Source organism: Streptomyces sp. ISL-66, assembly GCF_018614135.1.
GTDB lineage: Bacteria > Actinomycetota > Actinomycetes > Streptomycetales > Streptomycetaceae > Streptomyces.
In genome coordinates, this window is record NZ_JAGGOW010000132.1 from 1 (window position 1) to 19,311 (window position 19,311).

17 protein-coding genes are annotated in these 19,311 nt (G+C 73.4%); 8 read left to right on the forward strand and 9 right to left on the reverse strand.

The window, feature by feature from the left end; genetic code table 11:
* On the reverse strand, positions 1-1,208 hold a 1,208-nt coding region (locus J7E97_RS24705), incomplete at its 3' end, for a glycine C-acetyltransferase (protein ID WP_215031231.1).
* Positions 1,209-1,425: 217 nt separating this feature from the next.
* Positions 1,426-2,454 (reverse strand): L-threonine 3-dehydrogenase, encoded by a 1,029-nt coding sequence (gene tdh, locus J7E97_RS24710; protein ID WP_215031234.1) that lies wholly within the window; start codon positions 2,452-2,454, stop codon positions 1,426-1,428.
* 206 nt (positions 2,455-2,660) lie between these two features.
* On the opposite strand from tdh, the gene J7E97_RS24715 reads away from it, so the two are divergent.
* The gene (locus J7E97_RS24715) at positions 2,661-3,572 is read left to right on the forward strand and encodes an alpha/beta hydrolase (RefSeq protein ID WP_308346787.1); all 912 of its coding nucleotides are present in this window, start codon (positions 2,661-2,663) and stop codon (positions 3,570-3,572) included.
* A 173-nt stretch (positions 3,573-3,745) separates the two neighbouring features.
* Here the strand turns inward: J7E97_RS24715 and J7E97_RS24720 are convergent, their stop codons facing one another.
* Entirely contained in the window at positions 3,746-4,465 is a 720-nt protein-coding gene (locus J7E97_RS24720; RefSeq protein ID WP_215031240.1) for a class I SAM-dependent methyltransferase, read from the reverse strand.
* Positions 4,466-4,957: 492 nt separating this feature from the next.
* Between J7E97_RS24720 and J7E97_RS24725 the strand changes: the two genes are divergently transcribed.
* Both J7E97_RS24725 and J7E97_RS24730 read left to right on the forward strand, forming a co-directional pair.
* Positions 4,958-6,412, forward strand: coding sequence for an APC family permease (locus tag J7E97_RS24725; RefSeq protein WP_215031243.1), 1,455 nt, complete (start codon positions 4,958-4,960; stop codon positions 6,410-6,412).
* Between the two features lie 266 nt (positions 6,413-6,678).
* Complete coding sequence (locus J7E97_RS24730; RefSeq protein WP_215031247.1) at positions 6,679-7,215, forward strand: rhodanese-like domain-containing protein; 537 nt, start codon at positions 6,679-6,681, stop codon at positions 7,213-7,215.
* Positions 7,216-7,251: 36 nt separating this feature from the next.
* Here J7E97_RS24730 and J7E97_RS24735 read toward each other — a convergent pair whose 3' ends face one another.
* Together J7E97_RS24735 and J7E97_RS24740 are read right to left on the reverse strand one after the other, a co-directional pair.
* A complete protein-coding gene (locus tag J7E97_RS24735; RefSeq protein WP_215031250.1) occupies positions 7,252-9,063 on the reverse strand; it encodes a glycoside hydrolase family 15 protein in 1,812 nt (603 codons plus the stop codon).
* Positions 9,064-9,199: 136 nt separating this feature from the next.
* On the reverse strand, positions 9,200-9,763 hold the full coding sequence (locus tag J7E97_RS24740; RefSeq protein ID WP_215031253.1) for a DoxX family protein: 564 nt from the start codon (positions 9,761-9,763) through the stop codon (positions 9,200-9,202).
* 161 nt (positions 9,764-9,924) lie between these two features.
* Here J7E97_RS24740 and J7E97_RS24745 point away from each other — a divergent pair, with 161 nt between their 5' ends.
* Together J7E97_RS24745 and J7E97_RS24750 are read left to right on the forward strand one after the other, a co-directional pair.
* Positions 9,925-10,389, forward strand: a complete 465-nt coding sequence (locus tag J7E97_RS24745) for a MarR family winged helix-turn-helix transcriptional regulator (protein WP_215031257.1) — start codon at positions 9,925-9,927, stop codon at positions 10,387-10,389.
* Complete coding sequence (locus tag J7E97_RS24750) at positions 10,389-10,685, forward strand: YkvA family protein (protein WP_215031260.1); 297 nt, start codon at positions 10,389-10,391, stop codon at positions 10,683-10,685. Before J7E97_RS24745 ends, J7E97_RS24750 begins: the two co-directional genes overlap by 1 nt.
* A 61-nt stretch (positions 10,686-10,746) precedes the next feature.
* On the opposite strand, the gene J7E97_RS24755 is transcribed toward J7E97_RS24750, so the two are convergent.
* The 3 genes from J7E97_RS24755 to J7E97_RS24765 all read right to left on the reverse strand — a co-directional run bounded on the left by J7E97_RS24755 (position 10,747) and on the right by J7E97_RS24765 (position 13,250).
* Positions 10,747-11,370: an alpha-ketoglutarate-dependent dioxygenase AlkB gene (locus J7E97_RS24755; protein ID WP_215031263.1), complete on the reverse strand. Its 624-nt coding sequence runs from the start codon at positions 11,368-11,370 to the stop codon at positions 10,747-10,749.
* A 125-nt stretch (positions 11,371-11,495) separates the two neighbouring features.
* Entirely contained in the window at positions 11,496-12,512 is a 1,017-nt protein-coding gene (locus J7E97_RS24760) for a zinc-dependent alcohol dehydrogenase family protein (RefSeq protein WP_215031266.1), read from the reverse strand.
* A gap of 348 nt (positions 12,513-12,860) precedes the next feature.
* On the reverse strand, positions 12,861-13,250 hold the full coding sequence (locus J7E97_RS24765; RefSeq protein WP_215031268.1) for an RNA-binding S4 domain-containing protein: 390 nt from the start codon (positions 13,248-13,250) through the stop codon (positions 12,861-12,863).
* A gap of 137 nt (positions 13,251-13,387) precedes the next feature.
* Between J7E97_RS24765 and modA the strand changes: the two genes are divergently transcribed.
* From modA to J7E97_RS24780, 3 genes are all read left to right on the forward strand, one after another.
* Positions 13,388-14,329 (forward strand): molybdate ABC transporter substrate-binding protein, encoded by a 942-nt coding sequence (gene modA / locus J7E97_RS24770; protein ID WP_374224228.1) that lies wholly within the window; start codon positions 13,388-13,390, stop codon positions 14,327-14,329.
* A gap of 257 nt (positions 14,330-14,586) precedes the next feature.
* The gene (locus J7E97_RS24775; RefSeq protein ID WP_215031269.1) at positions 14,587-16,584 is read left to right on the forward strand and encodes an ABC transporter permease; all 1,998 of its coding nucleotides are present in this window, start codon (positions 14,587-14,589) and stop codon (positions 16,582-16,584) included.
* 105 nt (positions 16,585-16,689) lie between these two features.
* A complete protein-coding gene (locus tag J7E97_RS24780) occupies positions 16,690-17,193 on the forward strand; it encodes an FBP domain-containing protein (RefSeq protein ID WP_215031271.1) in 504 nt (167 codons plus the stop codon).
* 1,067 nt (positions 17,194-18,260) lie between these two features.
* Here the strand turns inward: J7E97_RS24780 and J7E97_RS24785 are convergent.
* On the reverse strand, positions 18,261-19,311 hold a 1,051-nt coding region (locus J7E97_RS24785), incomplete at its 5' end, for a phosphodiester glycosidase family protein (protein ID WP_215031273.1).

Below are 19,311 nucleotides of genomic sequence, written 5' to 3' on the forward strand. Positions count from 1 at the left end.
GCCCCGGCGCCCACCGGGGTCGCCAGCGCCGACCGGGCGTCGATGAAGGCGGCCACGGCGCGCTCCACGTCGGCCGTCGAGTGGGCCGCCGAGAGCTGGACGCGGATGCGCGCCGCGCCCATCGGAACCACCGGGTAGGAGAAGCCGATCACGTAGACGCCGCGCTCCAGCAGCAGCTCCGCCATCTTGGCCGCCTCCGCCGCGTCGCCGATCATCACGGGGGCGATGGCGTGATCGCCGGGCAGGACCTCGAAGCCGGCCTCGGTCATCTTCGTACGGAAGAGCGAGGTGTTGGCGGCGAGCTGTGCGCGCAGGTCTCCGGCCGACTCCAGCAGGTCGAGGACCTTCAGCGAGGCGGCAGCGATGACCGGGGCGAGGGAGTTGGAGAAGAGGTACGGGCGCGAGCGCTGGCGCAGCAGCTCGACGATCTCGGTGCGCGCGGCGACGTAGCCGCCCGAGGCGCCGCCCAGCGCCTTGCCGAGGGTGCCGGTGATGATGTCGACGCGGTCCATGACCCCGTGCAGTTCCGGGGTGCCGCGACCGCCGGGGCCGACGAAGCCGACGGCGTGCGAGTCGTCGACCATGACCATGGCGTCGTAGCGGTCCGCGAGGTCGCAGATCTCGGCGAGCGGGGCGACGTAGCCGTCCATGGAGAACACGCCGTCGGTGACGATGAGTCGGCGGCGGGCGTCCTGCGACTCCTTGAGCCGGGTCTCCAGCTCGGCCAGGTCGCGGTTGGCGTAGCGCAGCCGGCGGGCCTTGGAGAGGCGGATGCCGTCGATGATCGAGGCGTGGTTGAGGGCGTCGGAGATGACCGCGTCCTCGGGGCCCAGCAGGGTCTCGAAGACGCCGCCGTTGGCGTCGAAGCAGGAGGAGTAGAGGATCGTGTCCTCCTGGCCGAGGAACGCGGACAGGCGCCCCTCGAGCTCCTTGTGGACCTCCTGCGTACCGCAGATGAAGCGGACGGAGGCCATGCCGTAGCCCCAGCGGTCGAGGGCTTCCTTCGCCGCGGTGACGACCTCGGGATGGTCGGCGAGGCCGAGGTAGTTGTTGGCGCAGAAGTTGAGGACCTCACCGGGAGCACCGCCCGAGGTCACCGCGACGGCGGCGTTCTGCGGGGTGCCGATGACGCGCTCGGGCTTGTGCAGGCCGGCGGCGCGGATCTCGTCGAGGGTGGCGCGGAAGTCCTCGCGGACGGTCTCGAACATGAGCGGTGCTCTCTTTCTCCTGATGCGGCGGAGGGGGGCCGGACCCCGCGGAGGGGGAGGGTGTGCGGGGCCCGGCCGGGGAGGAGTGGTTCGGGGGGCGGAGGGAAAGACGGCGGGGGCCGAAAGGGGCGGTACGGGGGCGGGGATGGCGCCGGGGGCAGGGAAAGCGCGGGGATGGCTCCGGGGCCGCCGCCCGCCTGCGGTCCGACGCCCGGGCTCAGGCCGTCCAGTCCAGGATGATCTTCCCGCTGCGGGCGGTCGCGGCCTCGTCGAACGCGGCCTCGAAGTCTCCGTGGGCGTACCGGCCGGTGATGACGGGGCTGAGGTCGAGCCCGCCCTCCAACAGCACGGTCATCGCGTACCAGGTCTCGAACATCTCGCGGCCGTAGATGCCCTTGATCGTGATCATCGAGGTGACGACCTTGGCCCAGTCGACAGCGAAATCCTGCGCCGGGAGGCCCAGCATCGCGATCCGGCCGCCGTGCGTCATGTTGTCGATCATGTCGCGCATGGCCTCGCCGCGGCCGGACATCTCCAGCCCGATGTCGAAGCCCTCGCGCAGGCCCAGCTGCGCCTGCGCGTCCGCGATCGTCGCGTCGCGCACGTCCAGCGCGAGCGTCGCGCCCGCCTTGCGGGCGATCTCGAGGCGTTCCGGACTGACGTCGGTGATGACGACGTTGCGCGCACCCGCGTGCCGGGCCACGGCCGCCGCCATGATCCCGATCGGGCCCGCGCCCGTGATCAGTACGTCCTCGCCGACGAGCGGGAAGGAGAGCGCGGTGTGCACGGCGTTGCCGAACGGGTCGAAGATCGCCGCGATGTCGAGGTCGACCTCGGTCCGATGGACCCACACGTTCTGCGCGGGCAGGACGACGTACTCGGCGAACGCGCCGTCGCGTCCGACCCCGAGCCCGATCGTGCTGCGGCACAGGTGGCGGCGCCCGGCCAGGCAGTTGCGGCACTTCCCGCACACCAGGTGGCCCTCGCCGCTGACCAGCGCGCCGATTTCGATGTCGGTCACGTCGGCGCCGAGCGCGGCGACTTCGCCCACGAACTCGTGCCCGAGCACGCGCGGGGTCTTGACGGCGCCCTGCGCCCAGCCGTCCCAGGACCGGATGTGCAGGTCCGTCCCGCAGATGCCGGTGCGCAGCACCTTGATCAGCACGTCGCCGGGGCCGTACTCGGGCTCGGGAACGTCCATGAGCCACAGCCCGGGTTCGGCCTTGTGCTTGACGAGTGCCTTCATGGGGTGGCTCCAGGCATGCGGAAGGAAGCGCTGCGGGGCGTGCGGGCCGGGCAGCGTTCGGACGGTCCCCAATCTGCCGACCCGCGGGGTGACAGTCCATCGAGGATTTCTTAAGCGGGTCGACAGGCCAGCTTCACGCCTATGCTCCTCAGGTGTCGGGCAGGGGCCGGGGAGCGGTCCGGCCCGGGAACGGGGAGGTGGCGGGCGTGCCGAGTCTGCGCAGCAGGGCGCTTTCGGTCGCCCTGATCGCGGCGGGGCGGCGAAGACGGTTCGTGAGCGCCGAGGCCGTGCGTACCCGGGTGGCCGAGTCGGCCCGCAGGCCGGCCTCCCATCTTCCGCCGCGTTCGCTGGGCCGGATCGCGGAGGTCTCCCGGACCTTCGTCGGGGCCTGGCCGGTGTACGACGTCTCGCCGCGCGGAGCCGAACCGGCCGCCCGGGTGCTGTTCGTGCACGGCGGCGGGTACGTGGGAGAACTGGTCCGGCAGCACTGGTCGTTGATCCGGACCCTGGTGACGCGGGCCGGTGCCCGGGTCGTCGTACCGGCGTACGTCCTGGCCCCGCGCGGGACCGCCGACCGGACGGTCCCGGTCGCCGCCGACCTGCTCAGCGGACTGATCGCGGGCGGCGGCGCGGGCGGCGCCGTACTCATCGGGGACTCCGCGGGCGCCGGGCTGGCGCTGGCCGCGGCCCAGCGGCTGCGCGACCGCACCGGGGCGCAGCCGTCCCGGATCGTGCTGATCTCGCCCTGGCTGGACGTGTCCATGAGCCATCCCGACCAGGCGGCCATCGAGGCGGACGATCCGATGCTGGCCCGCCCGGGGCTGCGGGAGGCCGGGCGGCTGTACGCGGGCAACCTCTCGGCCGACGATCCCCGGGTGAGCCCGCTGCGCGGTTCGTTCGCGGGGCTGGCCCCGCTGACGGTGTTCACGGGCACCCGGGACCTCCTGACGACCGACAGCCGCGAACTGCTGCGCCGGGCGCGGGCGGACGGCGTCGAGGTGGAGTTCCACGAGGAGCAGGGGCTGCCGCACGGGTACCCGCTGCTGCCGGTTCCGGAGGGCAGGGCGGCGCGCGACCGGATCGTGGAGCTGATCCGTAGGGCGGCGGCGGAGGCCTGAGCGCGGGGCGGGACCGGGGCGGGCCGGACCGGCCGTCCGGGCCATCCGGTGCCCGCCGTGCCGGGCCGGCGCTTCGGGACCGGCGTGGCGGTGCCTGCGGCCGATACCTCCGGGCCGATGCGTCCGGGTCGCATGCCTTCGGTCGATGCCTCCGAGTGGATGCCTCGCGGTCGTCAGGCCATGCAGTTCATCAGGGAGCCGACGGGGGCCGTGCGGTAGCGGGCCCAGTACGTCTCGTCGCGGATCGCGCAGGCCGGCGGGGTCCGGGTCGGCTGCCAGGAGACCGTCGCGAAGCCGGCGTCGGCGGCGGCCTCGGCGTAGTCGGCGTGGGCCCACTCCCGGCATTCGAACGGGACCGGCGGATCGGTCTCCAGGCGGGCCCGGAGCAGGGGTGCGTCGCCTCCCGGGGAGCGCTCGACGACGCTGATCCCGTACGGGGACCAGTCCGCGTACGGGAAGGCGCCCGGGTTCGGCACGATGGCGAGGAGCCGTCCGCCGGGGCGCAGGCTGGCACGGACGGCCCGGAACATGGCGTGCAGGGCCGGCCTGTCGTGGGCCTGGTTGAACAGGTACACGGCCGTGGCCAGGTCGAAGGGGCCCAGCTCCGGCATCCCGGCCGCGTCGTCGAGCAGGACGTACTCGACCGCGGCGCCCCCGGTGTCTTCCCCGCTCTCCCGCGCCCGCCGGATGCGCTCGGGGCAGTCGTCGACGCCCACCGCGCGGCGGGCTCCGCCGCTCGCCAGCATCCGGGTGGTGCTGCCGTGTCCGCAGGCCGCGTCGAGGGTGTCGAGGCCGCGGACCCCGCCGAGGGCGTCCAGGGCCGTGCGCAGGGTGAAGGCGTCGGCGACCGAGAAGGCCACCGGGGGCGTTGACGTGTCGTACTGCTGTCGCATGTCCGCAAGCCTGCCCGTACGGCGGCGCCGGGGGCCGTCCCGGCGCCGGACCTCCCCCGGACGGGGGAGGCGTTCGGGTCAGTCCGGACGGCGGAAGGCCGGGCAGCCCCGGCCCCGGCTCGCGCCGAGCGGGTGTGCGGGAGTCGGTGGAGGGTCAGGGCGGTCAGGGCGGTCAGGGCGGGTCACGGCGGGTTCGGGCGGATCCGGTGTCCGTACGGCGGCGGGTCGGCAAAGCGGAGGAAAATTTACCCGCGGTCACCTGCGGTTATCGCACGTGGTAATTGCGCAGCGTTTACGCGGTCTTTACGCCCAGAACGGCTGTCCGCCCGGCCCCGGACGATGGAATCCGCAGGTGAACAGCTCTTGACCTGCGGATCCCGTGGAGATTGCATTCGGCCCGGGAGCCACCGAACCACTCTTGCTCACCACCGCCTCGGAGGCGATACCGCTCCCGCGCTCACTCACCGCATCTGCCGATCGGAACACCGCACGATGTCTGACTCGATCAGCGCTCCTCAGGCCCTCTCCCCCGCTACCGGGCCCGTCCCCCAGAAGCTCAAGCGTTCCATCGGCGTCGTGGGCGGAACACTGCTCACGCTGTCGTGCGTGACGCCCGCCTCGACCCTCTTCGTCGTCGTACCCGATCTCTTCGCCAGCCTCGGCACCTGGGCCGCACTCACCATCGCCATCGGCTCGCTGCTCTGCATCGGCGTCGCGTTCTGCTACTCGGAGCTGGGCACGCTCATCCCCAGTGCCGGCGGCGAGTACGCGATGGTCTCCACCATGTCCGGCCGGCTGGCCGGCTGGCTGGTGTTCGTGCTGTCCCTCCTGGTCGTGATGATCGTGCCGCCGGTGATCGCGATGGGCACCGCCGACTACCTGGCCCCGGTGATCGACATACCGGCCCCGGCCGCGGGCGCCGGCGTGATGCTGCTCGCCACCCTCGCCGGTCTCCTCGACCTGCGGGCCAACGCCTGGATCACGGGCATCTTCCTCGTCCTGGAGGTCGTGGCGGCCGCGCTCGTCGCCGTACTCGGCTTCGCCCACAGCGAGCGGGGCGCCGACGCCCTCGTGCACGGCTCGGTGGCCGTGGAGGGCGGCGGCACCTCGACCGTCACAGCGATGATGGTCGTCTCGGGGCTCGCCATCGCCCTGTTCATCACCCAGGGCTTCTCGACGGCCGTCTACCTCTCCGAGGAGCTGGAGAACCCCCGCCGCAACGTCCCGCGGACGGTCCTCGCCACCCTCGCCATCTCCACCGCCGTCATCCTGATCCCCGTCATCGCCATCACCATGGGCGCCCCGGACCTGGAGGCGCTGGCCTCCGGCGACCTCGGCGCGATGGTGACCGCGTGGTCGAACTCGGCCGTCGGCACCTTCGTCAGCCTCTGCGTGGCACTCGCCATCGTCAACGCCGGCATCGTCATGGTCATCCAGAACTCCCGCGTGCTGTTCGCCTCGGCCCGCGACAAGGCCTGGCCGGCTCCGGTCAACGCGGCGCTCTCGCGGCTCGGCCGCTTCGGCTCCCCGTGGGTGGCCACCCTGCTCGTCGGCGTTCCGGGTGCGGCGATGTGCTTCGTCAACCTCGACACGCTCTACGGGGTCACCGGCGTCTCGGTGACCGGCATGTACCTGCTGGTCGCGGTCGCCGCGCTGTTCAGCCGGCGCGGGGCGCACCGCGACACGGTGGCCTGGCGGATGCCGCTGTGGCCCGCCGTCCCGGTCGTGCTGATCCTGGTGTTCGTGTACATCCTGACCCAGCAGGAGGCCCAGTACCTGCTGTGGACCGGTGGGATCACCGCCTTCGCGACTCTCTACTGGGCGCTGTACCTGCGTCCGCGCAAGGACAGCCGCTGGCTCGTCAGCATTCCGGTGGACGAGGAGAACCCCGAGGTCCGGCCGGCCGAGCAGCCCGCGCCGGTCGCCGTCGAGACCGCGGCCCTGTAAGGCCGCACGTCAACGGGGAACTGACCCCGGCCGGGCCCAGGCGGCCCGGCCGGGGTCAGTTCCGCGTCCGGACCACCACCTCGCCGTGCGACGGCCGTTCCGCCCGTTCCGCCCGTCCCGTCCCGTATGGCGGAACGGGCGTCTTGCTTCCGGCTCCCTTTCGTCTATGCTCCGACCCGGTGTGCGCCCGCGGCCCCGCCGCATCCCCGGTACCGCCGCAGTCCCGTACCGGCGGCTCCCCCGCCCTTCGAAGGAGCCCGTTCGCCATGACCAGCAGCCCCGCCCTCCTCGACGTGGAGCAGGCCCACGCCCGTCACACCGAGTTCTCGATCGTCGACGTCCGCACACCGGCCGAGTACGCCTCCGGCCACCTCCCCGGCGCGCTGAACGTCCCGCTCGACCGGATCGGCCGCTCCCTGCCCGAGCTGCGCCGGGCCGCCGAGGACAAGGGGCTGCTGCTGGTGTGCGCCTCCGGCAGTCGCTCGCAGAACGCGGCCCGGACCTTGGCCGGGCACGGCATCGCCGCCACCAGCCTGACCGGTGGCACCAGCGCCTGGTCCGCGCACGGGCATCCGCTCGACCACCCCGCCGGAGACCCCCGGCGGGTCTGGGCCATGGAGCGGCAGGTCCGGCTGACCGCGGGTTCGCTGGTGCTCCTCGGCCTGGTCCTGGGCCTGCTGGTGCACCCGGCGTTCGAGCTGCTCAGCGCGGCCATCGCGGGCGGGCTGGTCTTCTCCGCCCTCACCGACACCTGCGGGATGGCCGTGGTCCTGGGCCGGCTCCCGTTCAACCGCCGCTCGTAACCGCCCGGGGCGGGTCCGGCCCGGCGCCCCGCGCCCTCAGTCCGTCGCCGGCCCGCCCGCCAGCCCGCCGCCACCTAGGGTGAGCGCGGTGTTCACCAGGCCGACGTGGCTGAACGCCTGGGGGAAGTTGCCGAGTTGGCGTCCGGCGACCGGGTCGTACTCCTCGGCCAGCAGCCCCACGTCGTTGCGCACGTCCAGCAGCCGCTCGAAGAGTTCCCGCGCCTCCTTCTCCCGGCCGGTCAGGTACAGCGCGTCGGCCAGCCAGAACGAGCAGGCGAGGAAGGCGCCTTCGTCGCCGGGCAGGCCGTCCACCGGCAGGCCTTCGGTGCTGTAACGGCGGACGAGTCCGCTGCGGCCCAGCTCCGCGCACACGGCGTCGACGGTGCCGATCACCCGGGGGTCGTCGGGCGGCAGGAAGCCGACGCGCGGGATGAGGAGGGTGGCCGCGTCGAGATCGCGCGAGCCGTAGTACTGGGTGAAGGTGCCCCGCTCCGGGTCGTAGCCCTTCTCGCACACGTCGTTGTGCACCTCGTCCCTCATGGCCCGCCAGCGTTCCGCGTTGCCGGGCAGCGAGGGGTTCAGTTCGAGCGTGCGCACGGCCCGGTCGGCGGCCACCCACGCCATGACCTTGGAGTGCGTGAAGTGGCGGCGCGGGCCGCGCACTTCCCACAGCCCCTCGTCCGGCCGGCGCCAGTTCTGCTCCAGGAAGTCGAGGAGCGCGAGCTGGATCTTCCAGGCGTGCCACTCGGCGGGAAGCCCGGCGGAGCGGGCCACGTACAGGGAGTCGAGGACCTCTCCGTACACGTCGAGCTGGAGCTGGTCGACGGCCGCGTTGCCGATCCGGACCGGCGCGGAGGAGGCGTACCCCTTCAGCCACGGCAGTTCGACCTCCGGGATGCGCCGCTCGCCCCCGATCCCGTACATGATCTGCAGGTCTGCCGGGTCGCCCGCGACGGCCCGCAGCAGCCACGCGCGCCACGCGCGGGCCTCGTCGAGGAATCCGGTGGCCAGCAGCGCGCCGAGGGTGAGGGTGGAATCGCGGAGCCAGCAGTAGCGGTAGTCCCAGTTGCGGACGCCGCCGAGCTCCTCGGGCAGGGAGGTGGTCGCGGCGGCGGCGATCCCGCCGGTCGGTGCGTAGGTGAGGGCCTTGAGCGTGATCAGGGAGCGCGTCACGGCCTCGTGGTAGGGGCCGTCGTAAGTGCACCGGGAGGTCCACTCCCGCCAGTCGGCGACGCTCTGCTCCAGGGCCTCGTACGGGTCCACGGGCTCGGGACGCGGCTCGTGCGAGGGGTGCCAGGTGAGGACGAAGGCGACGCGTTCGCCGGCGGCGACGGTGAACTCGGAGCGGGTGCTCCTGTCCTCGCCCCACGTCGGCACGGGCGGTTCGCTGCGCAGCCAGGCGGAGTCGGGCCCGGCGACGGCGACGCGGTCGCCGTCGCAGCGGCGTAGCCACGGGACGACGTGCCCGTAGTCGAAGCGCAGGCGCAGGGTGCTGTTCACGACGGATTCACCGGTGAGGCCCTCGACGATCCGCATCACGTCGGGGGCGGTGTGGCGCTGCGGCATGAAGTCGGTGACCTTGAAGGAGCCGCCGTCCTCGGTCTCCCAGAAGGATTCGAGGATGAGCGTGCCCTCGATGTAGGCGCGGCGGGTGCATTGTGCGGAGGCGGGGGCCGCGGCCGGGGCGATGCGCCAGTGGCCGTTCTCCTCGTCGCCGAGGAGGGCGGCGAAGCAGGCGGCGGAGTCGAAGCGCGGCAGGCACAGCCAGTCGACGGACCCGTCACGGCCGACGAGCCCACTGGTCATCAGGTCGCCGATGAGTGCGTAGTCTGCGATGGGTTGTGTCATCCATCGCCCTTTCCCCCACATGCCCGGATCCAATCGAGCCGTACGGGTCGGCGCGCCCGGACCGCACCGGGCCGCACCGCATGCGCCGGGGCGGCCCGGGCAGCCCTGGCGGCCCGGGCCGACTCCTGGTTCCGTACTAGTTCCGCACGAGGAGCAGCACGCCGGCGATGACGGCGCCGAGGGCGACGGCGAGGAGGCCGTGGGCGAGGCGGTGGCCGCGCAGGACGGGCAGGAAGCGGTCGGCGGCGTAGCGGCCGGGGCCGGTGAGCGCGAGGGCGGCGGCGCCGGCGGTGAGCAGGATCTCGTATTCGACGCCCTTGGGGGCGAAGAACGAGCCGGCGCCGTGGACGGCGATGGCGTTGATCATCGTGCCGACGACGGCCGCGCCCGCCAGCGGGGTGAGCAGCCCGGCGACGAGGCCGAGCCCGCCGAGGGTCTCGGTCAGTCCGGCGAGGACGGCCATGGCGTCGCCCGCCGGGTAGCCACTGGCGGTGAAGAACTGTCCGGTGCCGCTGATGCCGCCGCCGCCGAACCAGCCGAAGAGCTTCTGGCTGCCGTGGGCGGCCATGGTCAGGCCGAGGACGACGCGCAGGAGGAGCAGGCCCACGTCGTGGGCGGGGGTCGAGAGGGCGACGGCGGGGGCGATCGGCGTCGCGGCGGGGGCGGGACGCACAGTGGCGGCGGGGCTGGAGCTGGTCATGGGGGAGGCCTTCCAGTCGGGCGGGCGGCGAAGCGGGCAGGGGGGTGCTGCGGGCGGGGCCAAGGGCACCGCCGAGAATGTTGTTCAAATTGCAACTACCCGGGACCTTAACCGTCGCACACGAGTGATTCAAATTGGAACGACCCGTGTACGCTGAATCCATGGCTGAAACCAGATGGCTGGACGACCGCGAGATGCGCGCCTGGGAAGGCTTCCTGGCCGCCTCCGCCCTGGTGAACCGCCGCCTCGACCAGCAGCTCAAGGACGACTCCGGACTCTCGCACCCGCAGTACGAGATCCTCGTCCGCCTCGCCAGGGCCCCGGAGGGGGAACTGCGCATGACGGAACTCGCCAACGGACTGATCAACTCCAAGAGCGGCCTGACCTATCAGGTCACCCAGATGGAGAAGACGGGCCTGGTCCGCCGCCGCACCTGCCCCTCGGACGTCCGGGGGGTCTACGCCGTGCTCACCGAGGCCGGCCGCGCACGATTGACCCAGGCCGCGCCGGGGCACGTGACCACGGTGAGGGAGGTACTCGTGGACGTGCTCAGCCCCGAACAGCTCGACGCGCTCGCGGACGGGCTCGGCGAGGTCAGCCGCCGACTGCGGGAGCAGGGCGCCTGATGGATCCGACGACGGCCTGGATCATCGTGGCGGCGGTGGTGGCCGCGGGACTGGCCGTCACCGCGGCCGTGCTCCTCGTACGGGTCTTCGCGGCCCGGCGGCTGCTGCGCGACGCGGGGATCCCGCTGCGCGACAAGGCCCTGTTCTGGGCGGCCGTGGTGTACACCGTCTCGCCGGTGGACCTGATCCCCGACCCGGTCTACCTCGACGACATCGGCGTACTGCTGCTAGCGCTCCGCTCGCTGCACGCCGCGGCCTCGGCGGCCCGCCCGCGCGAGGAGCTCGACGCGGCGTAGGACGGGCGCCGGGGGCTGCGCCACACGGTCCGCCCTACGCGCCGCCGCACGCCCGCCCGCGTCAGCGGACTCCGCGCGTACGGAACTGAACACTGACGCGGGGGCCCACCGCGCGGGCCGTCTTGGGGATGGCGTGCTCCATCGTGCGCTGGCAGGAGCCGCCCATCACCACCAGGTCGCCGTGGCCCAGGGGGAGGCGAAGCAGGGTCGGGCCGCCGTCACGGGGGCGCAGGGCCAGGTCGCGGGGGTCGCCGACCGAGAGGATCGCCACCAGCGTGTCCTCGGTGGCGGAGCGGCCGGTGCGGTCCCCGTGCCAGGCGACGCTGTCGCGGCCGTCGCGGTAGAGGCAGAGGCCCGCGGTGACGAAGGGTTCGCCCAGCTCGGGAGCGTAGTGGCGGGTCAGCGCCTCGCGGGCCTCGGTGAGCACGGGGTGCGGCAGCGGGTCCCCTTCGCCGTAGAAGGCGAGCAGCCGCGGTACGTCCACGGCGCGGTCGTACATCTGCCGCCGCTCGGCATGCCACGGCACGTCCGCGGCGAGTCGTTCGAACAGTGCGTCGGCGCCGGACAGCCAGCCCGGCAGGTGGTCCACCCAGGCCCCGGCGCCCAGTTCCGTACGCCGCAGGCCCGTCGGCGGCCCGAGCGTGATCTCGTCACCCTGGTCGAAGAGGGAGAGTGCGTGCTGCATGGGTCCAGCCTAACGCGTCACTCGAACATATGCTCGATACGACGCGTATCGACTCGCCCCCGCTCGACTCGCTCCCTTGCCCCCAGGGGACGAAGCAGGCGATGCGATGCGCGGCGCGGGCAGGGTCAGGGCTTGAGGAGGGCCTTGATGGCGCGGCGCTCGTCCATCGCGCGGTAGCCCTCGGCGACCTGGTCCAGGGGCAGGGTGAGGTCGAAGACCTTGCCCGGATCGATCCGGCCGCTCAGGACGCGGTCGATCAGGTCGGGCAAGTAGCGGCGTACGGGGGCGGGACCGCCGCGCAGGCCGACGTGGGACAAGAACAGTTCCTGCCCATCGATGGCCACTTCGTGGGGGACGCCGACGAAGCCGACGTTGCCGCCCGGCCGCGCCGCGCGCAGCGCCTGCCGCATGGCCTGGGCGGTGCCTACGCACTCCAGGACGGAGTCGGCGCCGATCCCGCCGGTCATCTCCTTGATCCGGGCGACGCCCTCCTCGCCGCGCTCGGTGACGATGTCGGTGGCGCCGTACTCCCGGGCGAGCTTCTGACGGGACTCGTGCCGTGACATGGCGATGATCCGCTCCGCGCCGAACTCCTTGGCCGCGATGACGCCGCACAGGCCCACGGCGCCGTCACCGACGACCACGGCGGTCGAGCCGGGCCGCACGTCGGCGGCGTCGGCGGCCCACCAGCCGGTACCCATGACGTCGGAGACGGCCAGCAGGCCGGGCCACTGCTCCTCGCCCGGGACGTGGTCGGTGGCGACCAGGGTGCCCTGGGCGTGGGGGATCCGCACGTAGTCGGCCTGGCACGTGCTCATGAACTCGCGGTGCAGACAGTTCGACTGGAAGCCGTTGCGGCAGTTGGCACAGGTGTTGTCCGAGGTGGCGAAGGAGCCGATGACGAACTGGCCCGGCCTGATCGAGGTGACCTCGCTGCCGACCTCCTCGACGAAGCCGACGTACTCGTGGCCCATCGGATGCGGATCGCCGATCGGCTCCGCGCCGCGGTAGGGCCACAGGTCGGAGCCGCACACGCAGGTCACGGCCGTCCGGATGATCGCGTCGGTCGGGTGAAGGAGCTTCGGGTCGTCCAGGGTCTCGAAGCGGATGTCGCCGGGGGCGTGGATCACTGCGCCGCGCATGAGAGGGGTTCCTTTGCGTGCCGGGGCGTGCGCCACCGGGTGTCCGGGGCCGTCGCCAAGTGCAGGGCCGGGTGCGCGCCACCGTCCCGTCGTGGAGGCCGCGCGGAGAGCACCACGTCATCCAGGTAACCCGCTCTTCGCGCGGGTGGCGAGGCACCATCAAGGGGTGTACCGGCAGTACATCCCTATGGCCGCAGGCGGGACTTACCGTCGAAGGCGTGGACCACCGGGCAGAGGTCGACCCGCCACACCGAAGCCCGGTCCGGCGGAATGCCGGACCGGGCTTCGGGTGTCACACAGAGCCGCGATCCACCGGTCTCACGATGGACCCGTCCCGGGCCCCGAGATCTACCGATTGCCGCGCAGGGTTTCGATCTCGCGGCGTTCGCGCTTGGTCGGGCGGCCGGCGCCGCGGTCGCGGATGCCGACCACCGCCGCCTCCACCGGGGACGGCGGCGGCGGACTGTTGTCGATCAGGCATTCCGCGGCGACCGGGGGGCCGACCCGCTTCGTCACCGGTCGCCGGACGACGACGATGCGCTCCCGCCCGGCATGGAAGAGCCGGACCTCGTCCCCGGCCCGCACCGACTGCGCCGGCTTCGCGCGCTCCCCGTTGACCCGCACGTGTCCCGCGCGGCAGGCCGCGGCCGCGATCGCCCGCGTTTTCGCCAGCCGGACCGACCAGATCCACACGTCGACCCGAGCCGATCCCGTACCCGTGGTTGCCTCTTCAGCCATGCCCCGACTCTAGTGCGAGCCCGACCGCGCCAAGGAGGAAGGAGCTTTGGCGGTTACGACGAGAGGTCTCGCATATGCTAGGTAGATCATCCCAGCACAGTTGCAAATGCGGGATCACTGGCCCTACCTTGTCGCACATGCAGTCCTCCATGTCGCCGCGAAGCGCCTTCCCCGGCATCCTCACCGCCGTCAAGCCCGGGGAGGTCACCGTGCAGGTCGAGATCCAGCCCGGTCCCGACCGCCTGGTGATCCCGCAGTCGAATCGCCGCCGTACGGCCGCCCTCGCCGTGACCGCCGCCCTGCTCGTCCCGGCGCTGGCCGCCTGCGGCAGCGGCAGCGGCAGCGGCAGCAAGAACGACGTCAAGAACGACGCCGCCGCCTCGACGAGCGCCTCCGTCACGGCCGGGTCGAAGGCCGCGCACCTCACCGTGCTCGCCGCGTCCTCCCTCACCGACGCCTTCAAGACCGCCGGCGCCGCGTACGAGAAGGCGCACCCGGGTACGAAGATCACCTTCTCGTTCGCCGGTTCGCAGGAGCTCGCCGCCCAAGTCAAGCAGGGCGCCCCGGCCGACGCGCTGGTCACGGCCGACACCAAGACCATGGACGGGCTGAAGGCCGAGACCAATGCCCCCGCGATCATCGCGAAGAACCGCCTGGTCATCGCTGCCGGCAAGGGCAACCCGTTCAAGGTCGCCGCCCTCAAGGACCTCACCGGCACCAAGATCAAGGTCGTGCTGGCCGCGCCCGAGGTCCCCGTAGGCCGCTACAGCAAGCAGATCCTCGATGCCCAGAAGATCGAGGTGAAGCCGGTCTCCCAAGAGCCCAATGTCCGCGCCGTCCTCTCCAAGGTCGAGCTGGGCGAGGCCGACGCCGGCCTCGTCTACAAGACCGACACCAAAAAGTCCGGTGACAAGGTCGTCGTCGTGGACATCCCGGACGCCGAGAACGCCGTGGCCTCCTACCCGGCTGCCACCCTCAAGGGCTCCGAGAACACCGAGGCCGCGGCCGCGTTCGTGGCGTGGCTGAGCGCCTCCGAGGCGCAGAAGATCCTCCAGGACGCCGGCTTCCAGAAGGCGTAACCGCGGCCCGGTTCCCACGCCGAGGGGGGCTGCCCGTCCGGGGGGACGGGCAACCCCTCTTCGCGTGCCCGCCCCTGGACTCCTCGCCGCCGCACCGCCGCACCGCCGCACGAGTGCGCGGCGCACTACGCTTCACGCGCCCGCCCACTCGCCCGGCCGCCCTCTCGACCGCTCGACCGCCCACCCCCTCGCCCCCTCGCCCGCTCACCCGCTCACCCGCTCACCCGCCGCCCCAGCTTCCCAGCCAGGAACCCGATATGAGCAGTCTCCACACCCACCGCGCCCGGCCCCCCGTGGCCCTGGCGCTCCCCGCGCTGCTCGCCGTGGCGTTCCTGCTGATGCCGCTGATCGGCATCCTCGTCCGCACGCAGTGGGGCGAGGTCGGCTCGCACCTCGCCAGCCCGGGTGTGGTGCAGGCGCTCAAGCTCTCGCTGCTGGTGTCCCTGTGGGCCCTCGGCCTCTCCCTCCTCCTCGGGGTGCCGCTGGCCTGGCTGCTGGCCCGCGTCGAGTTCAAGGGCAAGGCGCTGGTGCGCTCGCTCGTCCTGCTCCCCATGGTGCTGCCGCCCACCGTCGGCGGTGTGGCGCTGCTGCTCGGTTTCGGCCGGCGCGGGCTGCTCGGCCCCTGGCTGGAGGGCACTTTCGGCATCACCCTGCCCTTCCACACCTCCGGCGCGGTCATCGCGGCCACGTTCGTCGCGATGCCGTTCCTGGTGATCAGCCTGGAGGGTGCGCTCGGTGGCCTCAAGCGGAGCTACGAGGAGACCGCGGCCTCCCTCGGTTCCACGCCGGTCCGGGTGTTCTTCACGGTGACGCTGCCGATGGTCGCCCCGGGCCTGATCGCCGGCGCCGCCCTGACCTGGGCCCGTGCGCTCGGCGAGTTCGGTGCCACCATCACCTTCGCCGGCAATCTGCCGGGCACCACCCAGACCCTGCCGCTCCAGGTCTACCTGCTGCTCCAGGACGAGCCCGAAGCCGCCACCTCCGTCTCCCTGCTGCTGCTCGCGATCGCCATGGCCGTACTGGTCGGCCTGCGCGGCAGGTGGACGGGGACTCCGGTCGCCCGCAAAGCCGCCCAGCCCTCCGTGATCCCGGAGGAGACTCCCGGTCCGGCCGCTCCGGCAGCGCCGACCCGCCCGGTGGACACCGCGGACCCGACGGCCGGGCCCGCCGCCCCCGCCCCTGCCCCCGCCCCCTCCCCCGTCCTCTCCGCCGACGGTGGCCACTGGCCGCTGCACGCCACCGTCACCGGCTTCAACGAGCTCACCCTCGACGCCGAACCCGGCACCACCATCGCCGTCGTCGGCGAGAACGGCGCCGGCAAGACCACCCTGCTGCGCGCCCTGCTCGGCCTGAGCCCCCGCGCCCACGCGCGGCTCCGGCTCGGCGACACCGACGTCACCGCGCTCCCGCCGCACGAACGGCAGGTCGCCTGGGTTCCCCAGGACGGTGCGCTGTTCCCGCACCTGAGCGCCCTCTCCAACACCGCCTACGGGCTCCGCGCCCGCCGGGTGCCGCGTGCGCGGGCCCGCGCCGAGGCCCAGGCCTGGCTGGACCGGCTCGGAGTCGGCCACCTCGCCCACCGCAAGCCTGCCGAACTCTCCGGCGGCCAGGCCCAGCGCGTGGCCCTGGCCCGGGCGCTGGCCGCCCGCCCCCGGCTGCTGCTCCTCGACGAGCCCCTCGCCGCCCTCGACCAGACGACCCGCGCCCACGTCCGGCACACCCTGCGCACGCACCTGGCCGGTTTCGGCGGGGTCTGCCTCATCGTCACCCACGACCCCGTCGAGGCACTGTCGCTGGCCGACCGGGTCCTCGTGCTCGCCGACGGGCGGAGCCTCCAGGACGCGCCGCCCGCCGAGGTGACCCGGCATCCGCGCTCCCCGTGGGTGGCCCGGATGCTGGGGCGCAACGCCTGGCCCGGCACGGCCTCGGCCGACGGGCTGGTCCTGGCCGGCGGGGGCCGCCTCATCGTCGCCGAGGCGCTGCCCGAGGGTGCGCAGGCGCTCGCGATCATCGCTCCGGAGGCGGTGTCGGTGCACCGGGACCGGCCGGGCGGCAGCCCTCGTAACGTATGGCCCGGAACGGTACGGGAGATCACCTCGGTCGGCAGCCGGCTGCGCGTGCTGGTCGGCTCCGCGCAGGCTCCGGACCTGGTCGCGGAGATCACCCCGCAGGCGGCCGCCGAGCTGGGCCTCGTCGACGGCGCCGAGGTGTGGACCAGCGTGAAGGCGACCGAGGTCACGCTGGTGCGGCTGTAGCGCGCCCGACCTCCCGCCCCGACCTCTCTCCCGGACCTCCCCCGGCCTCCCGCCCGGAGAAATTCGGATGTCCGGGGTCCGTATCACCACGTACCGTGCGTTTCCATGGAACCGCTCACCGACCAACAGATCCGCTCGTCCTTCGTGAACTGCACCAAGGGCGAGGCGGCGCGCCTGAAGCTGCCGACCGACTTCGCCGAACTGCCCTGGGAAGACCTGGACTTCCTCGGCTGGGTGGACCCGGCGGCGCCGCTGCGCGCGCACCTCGTCCGGCCCGGGCCGGACGGCGCACCCGTCGGCATCTCGCTGCGGGTGCCCGCCGCGAACCGCGTGGGCGGCTTCAAGTCGAGCATCTGCCAGATCTGTCTGACGGGGCACACCTCCTCGGGCGTGACCCTCCTGGTCGCCCCGCTCGCGGGCGCCCGCGGCCGCGAGGGCAACACCGTGGGCACCTACGTCTGCGCCGACCTCGCCTGCTCCCTCTACATCCGGGGCAAGCGCCAGCCGAAGCTGCAGAACCGGGGCTACGAGGAGACGCTGACGGTGGACGAGAAGATCGCCCGCGCCCTCGCCAACCTCGACGCCTTCACCGCCCGGGTCACCGGCTAGTGCCGCGTCAGGCAACGTTTGCCCGTCAAGGAGCGGCGTCCGGTGCGTGCTCTCGGCGTGCCGGCCGGAAGCCCTCGTACTGGACGTACTTGGGCTTTCGGCCGGTGCGGCGAGAGTGCGTGCCGGACGCCGCGACGGGGCGAACGTTGCCTGACGCGGCACTAGCCACCGCCTTGGCCGCCGGCACGGGCGTGGGCGTCGGCGCGGGCATGGGCGGCAGTACGGAGAGCCAGTCGCCCGCGGCGAAGGCGTCGGCGCCGATCAGAGTGCGGCCGGTGCGCGGGGCCGCGAGGGTGAGGACCCCCTCCGTGCGGCCGGCCGCGAAGCGGGGGGCCGCGAGGGTGACCACGGCGGCCCGTTTGCCGGTGGTACGCCGGAACTCCGCCAGGTGACGCAGTTGCAGCGCGACCTCCTTGCGGTCCGCGGACCCGGGCGCGTACTGCTGTACGACGGCCACCGCGCCCGTCCCCGGCTCCCGGGCGGCGGCTTCGAGAGCCGCCCGTAGGGCCCGGATCCTGGCGAGCCCGCCGCCGTCGAGGGTGCGGCGCGCGGCGTCGAGGGGCAGGAACCGTACGCCGCGGTGGACGAAGGCCGCGCGGCCCACTGCGCCCAGGACGAAATCGGCGCCCGTGCCGGTCCGGTCGGCGCCTCCCGGAGCCGCGGACTGGAGTGCGAACCGCCAAGGCCTGGAGGCCACTTGGGCCGCCGTCGCCACGATCGGATCCGGCGCGGCGGCCGGACGCGCGAAGCCGGTCGGCGGCGTACGGGCCACCAGGGTGTCCAGCAGCAGCCGCGCCGGGCGGGGTCCCGCGGCCGCCGAGAGCCGGGTCACGGTCAACGGCCGCTCCGCCATCGCCGGGAGCGGGAGGCTGATCTCCCGCCAGCCGCTCCAGTCCACGGCCGGTCCCCGCAGGGTGGCCACTCCCCCGTCGCCGTCGGCGAGTTCCACGGCGGGCCGGGCTCCGGAGCCGTCGCCGTTTACCCAGAGCGAGAGCGAGCGGGCCAGTTCCGGCACCCGGAGCGGCCGGGGCGGGGACGCGGCCGCGGTCTGCGCGGCGTCGGTGGCCTCAGCTCCGCCGGCGGCGGAGAGCGTGAGGGCGAGGCCCCGGCCCGGATGCCCCTCCCCCGGCCCGGCTCCGGTGCCGGTCCACCGGTCGGCGTCCTCGAGGTCGGCGAGCAGGCGGTCCGACAGGCCCACTCCCAGGGCGAGTTCGGCCGTGACCGTCGCACCTGACATACCCGATGCACCCGACGCACGCGATGCGCCCGTGATGCCCGCGATGCCTGCGGTGCCTGTGGTGCCTGTGGTGCCTGTGGTGCCTGCCTGTGGTGCCTGTGGTGCCCGCGGAGTGTCCTCGGACGGTGGCGCGCAGCTTTCCGGCGGCGCGCGGGACGCGGGCGGTCACGGTGAATCCGCCGCGCCCGTCGTCGGCGACGCTCCACTGCGAGCGGTCGAACTCCAGCTCCGTGTCCCGGGGTTCGACGGTGGCGGCGGCGCCCTGCGCGTCGTACCCGGTCAGGGCGAAGCGGGCGCTCTCCCCTTCTTCCGCGAGCCCGATCCGCTCGGGGGCGGCCCTGAGCCGGGTCAGCGGGCCGAGGACCTCCAGGCGGAGCGTGCCGCGTGCCGTCCCGCGCCGGGCGTGCACGTCCACCGGGCCGGGGCTCAGCCCGCGCAGCACCCCGGTGGCGTCGATCCGGCCGCGGCCGCCGTGGGTGGACCACGCCGGAGCGGGCAACGCCGCAGGGCCGGGGACGGGGCCGAGCGCGGTGTCGTAGGGGGCGGCCGTGAGGGTGCGGTGCAGCCCGGGGAAGACGCGGTGGCGGTCCGCGCCGCTCGCGCCGCCCCCGTCGGTGTCACCGGCTCCGCCGCCGTAACCGACGGGTTCGATCCGGTATCCGGCGGCCCGGCCGGATCCCGTGGGAGCCGTCAGCACCAGGCCGTTGGGGACCGGTCGGGGCCGGCCGTCGGAGGGCGAGTTCTCCAAGGTCAAGCCCGTGGCCCCGGTGAGGGCGGCGAGCAGGGTGGAGGAGCCTCCGCCGTCCAGGTTGAGGGCCTCGTGCGCGCCGAGCCGGCGCATCAGCCGGCCGAGCGCCGTCAAGGTCAGTCCCCCGCTGTGG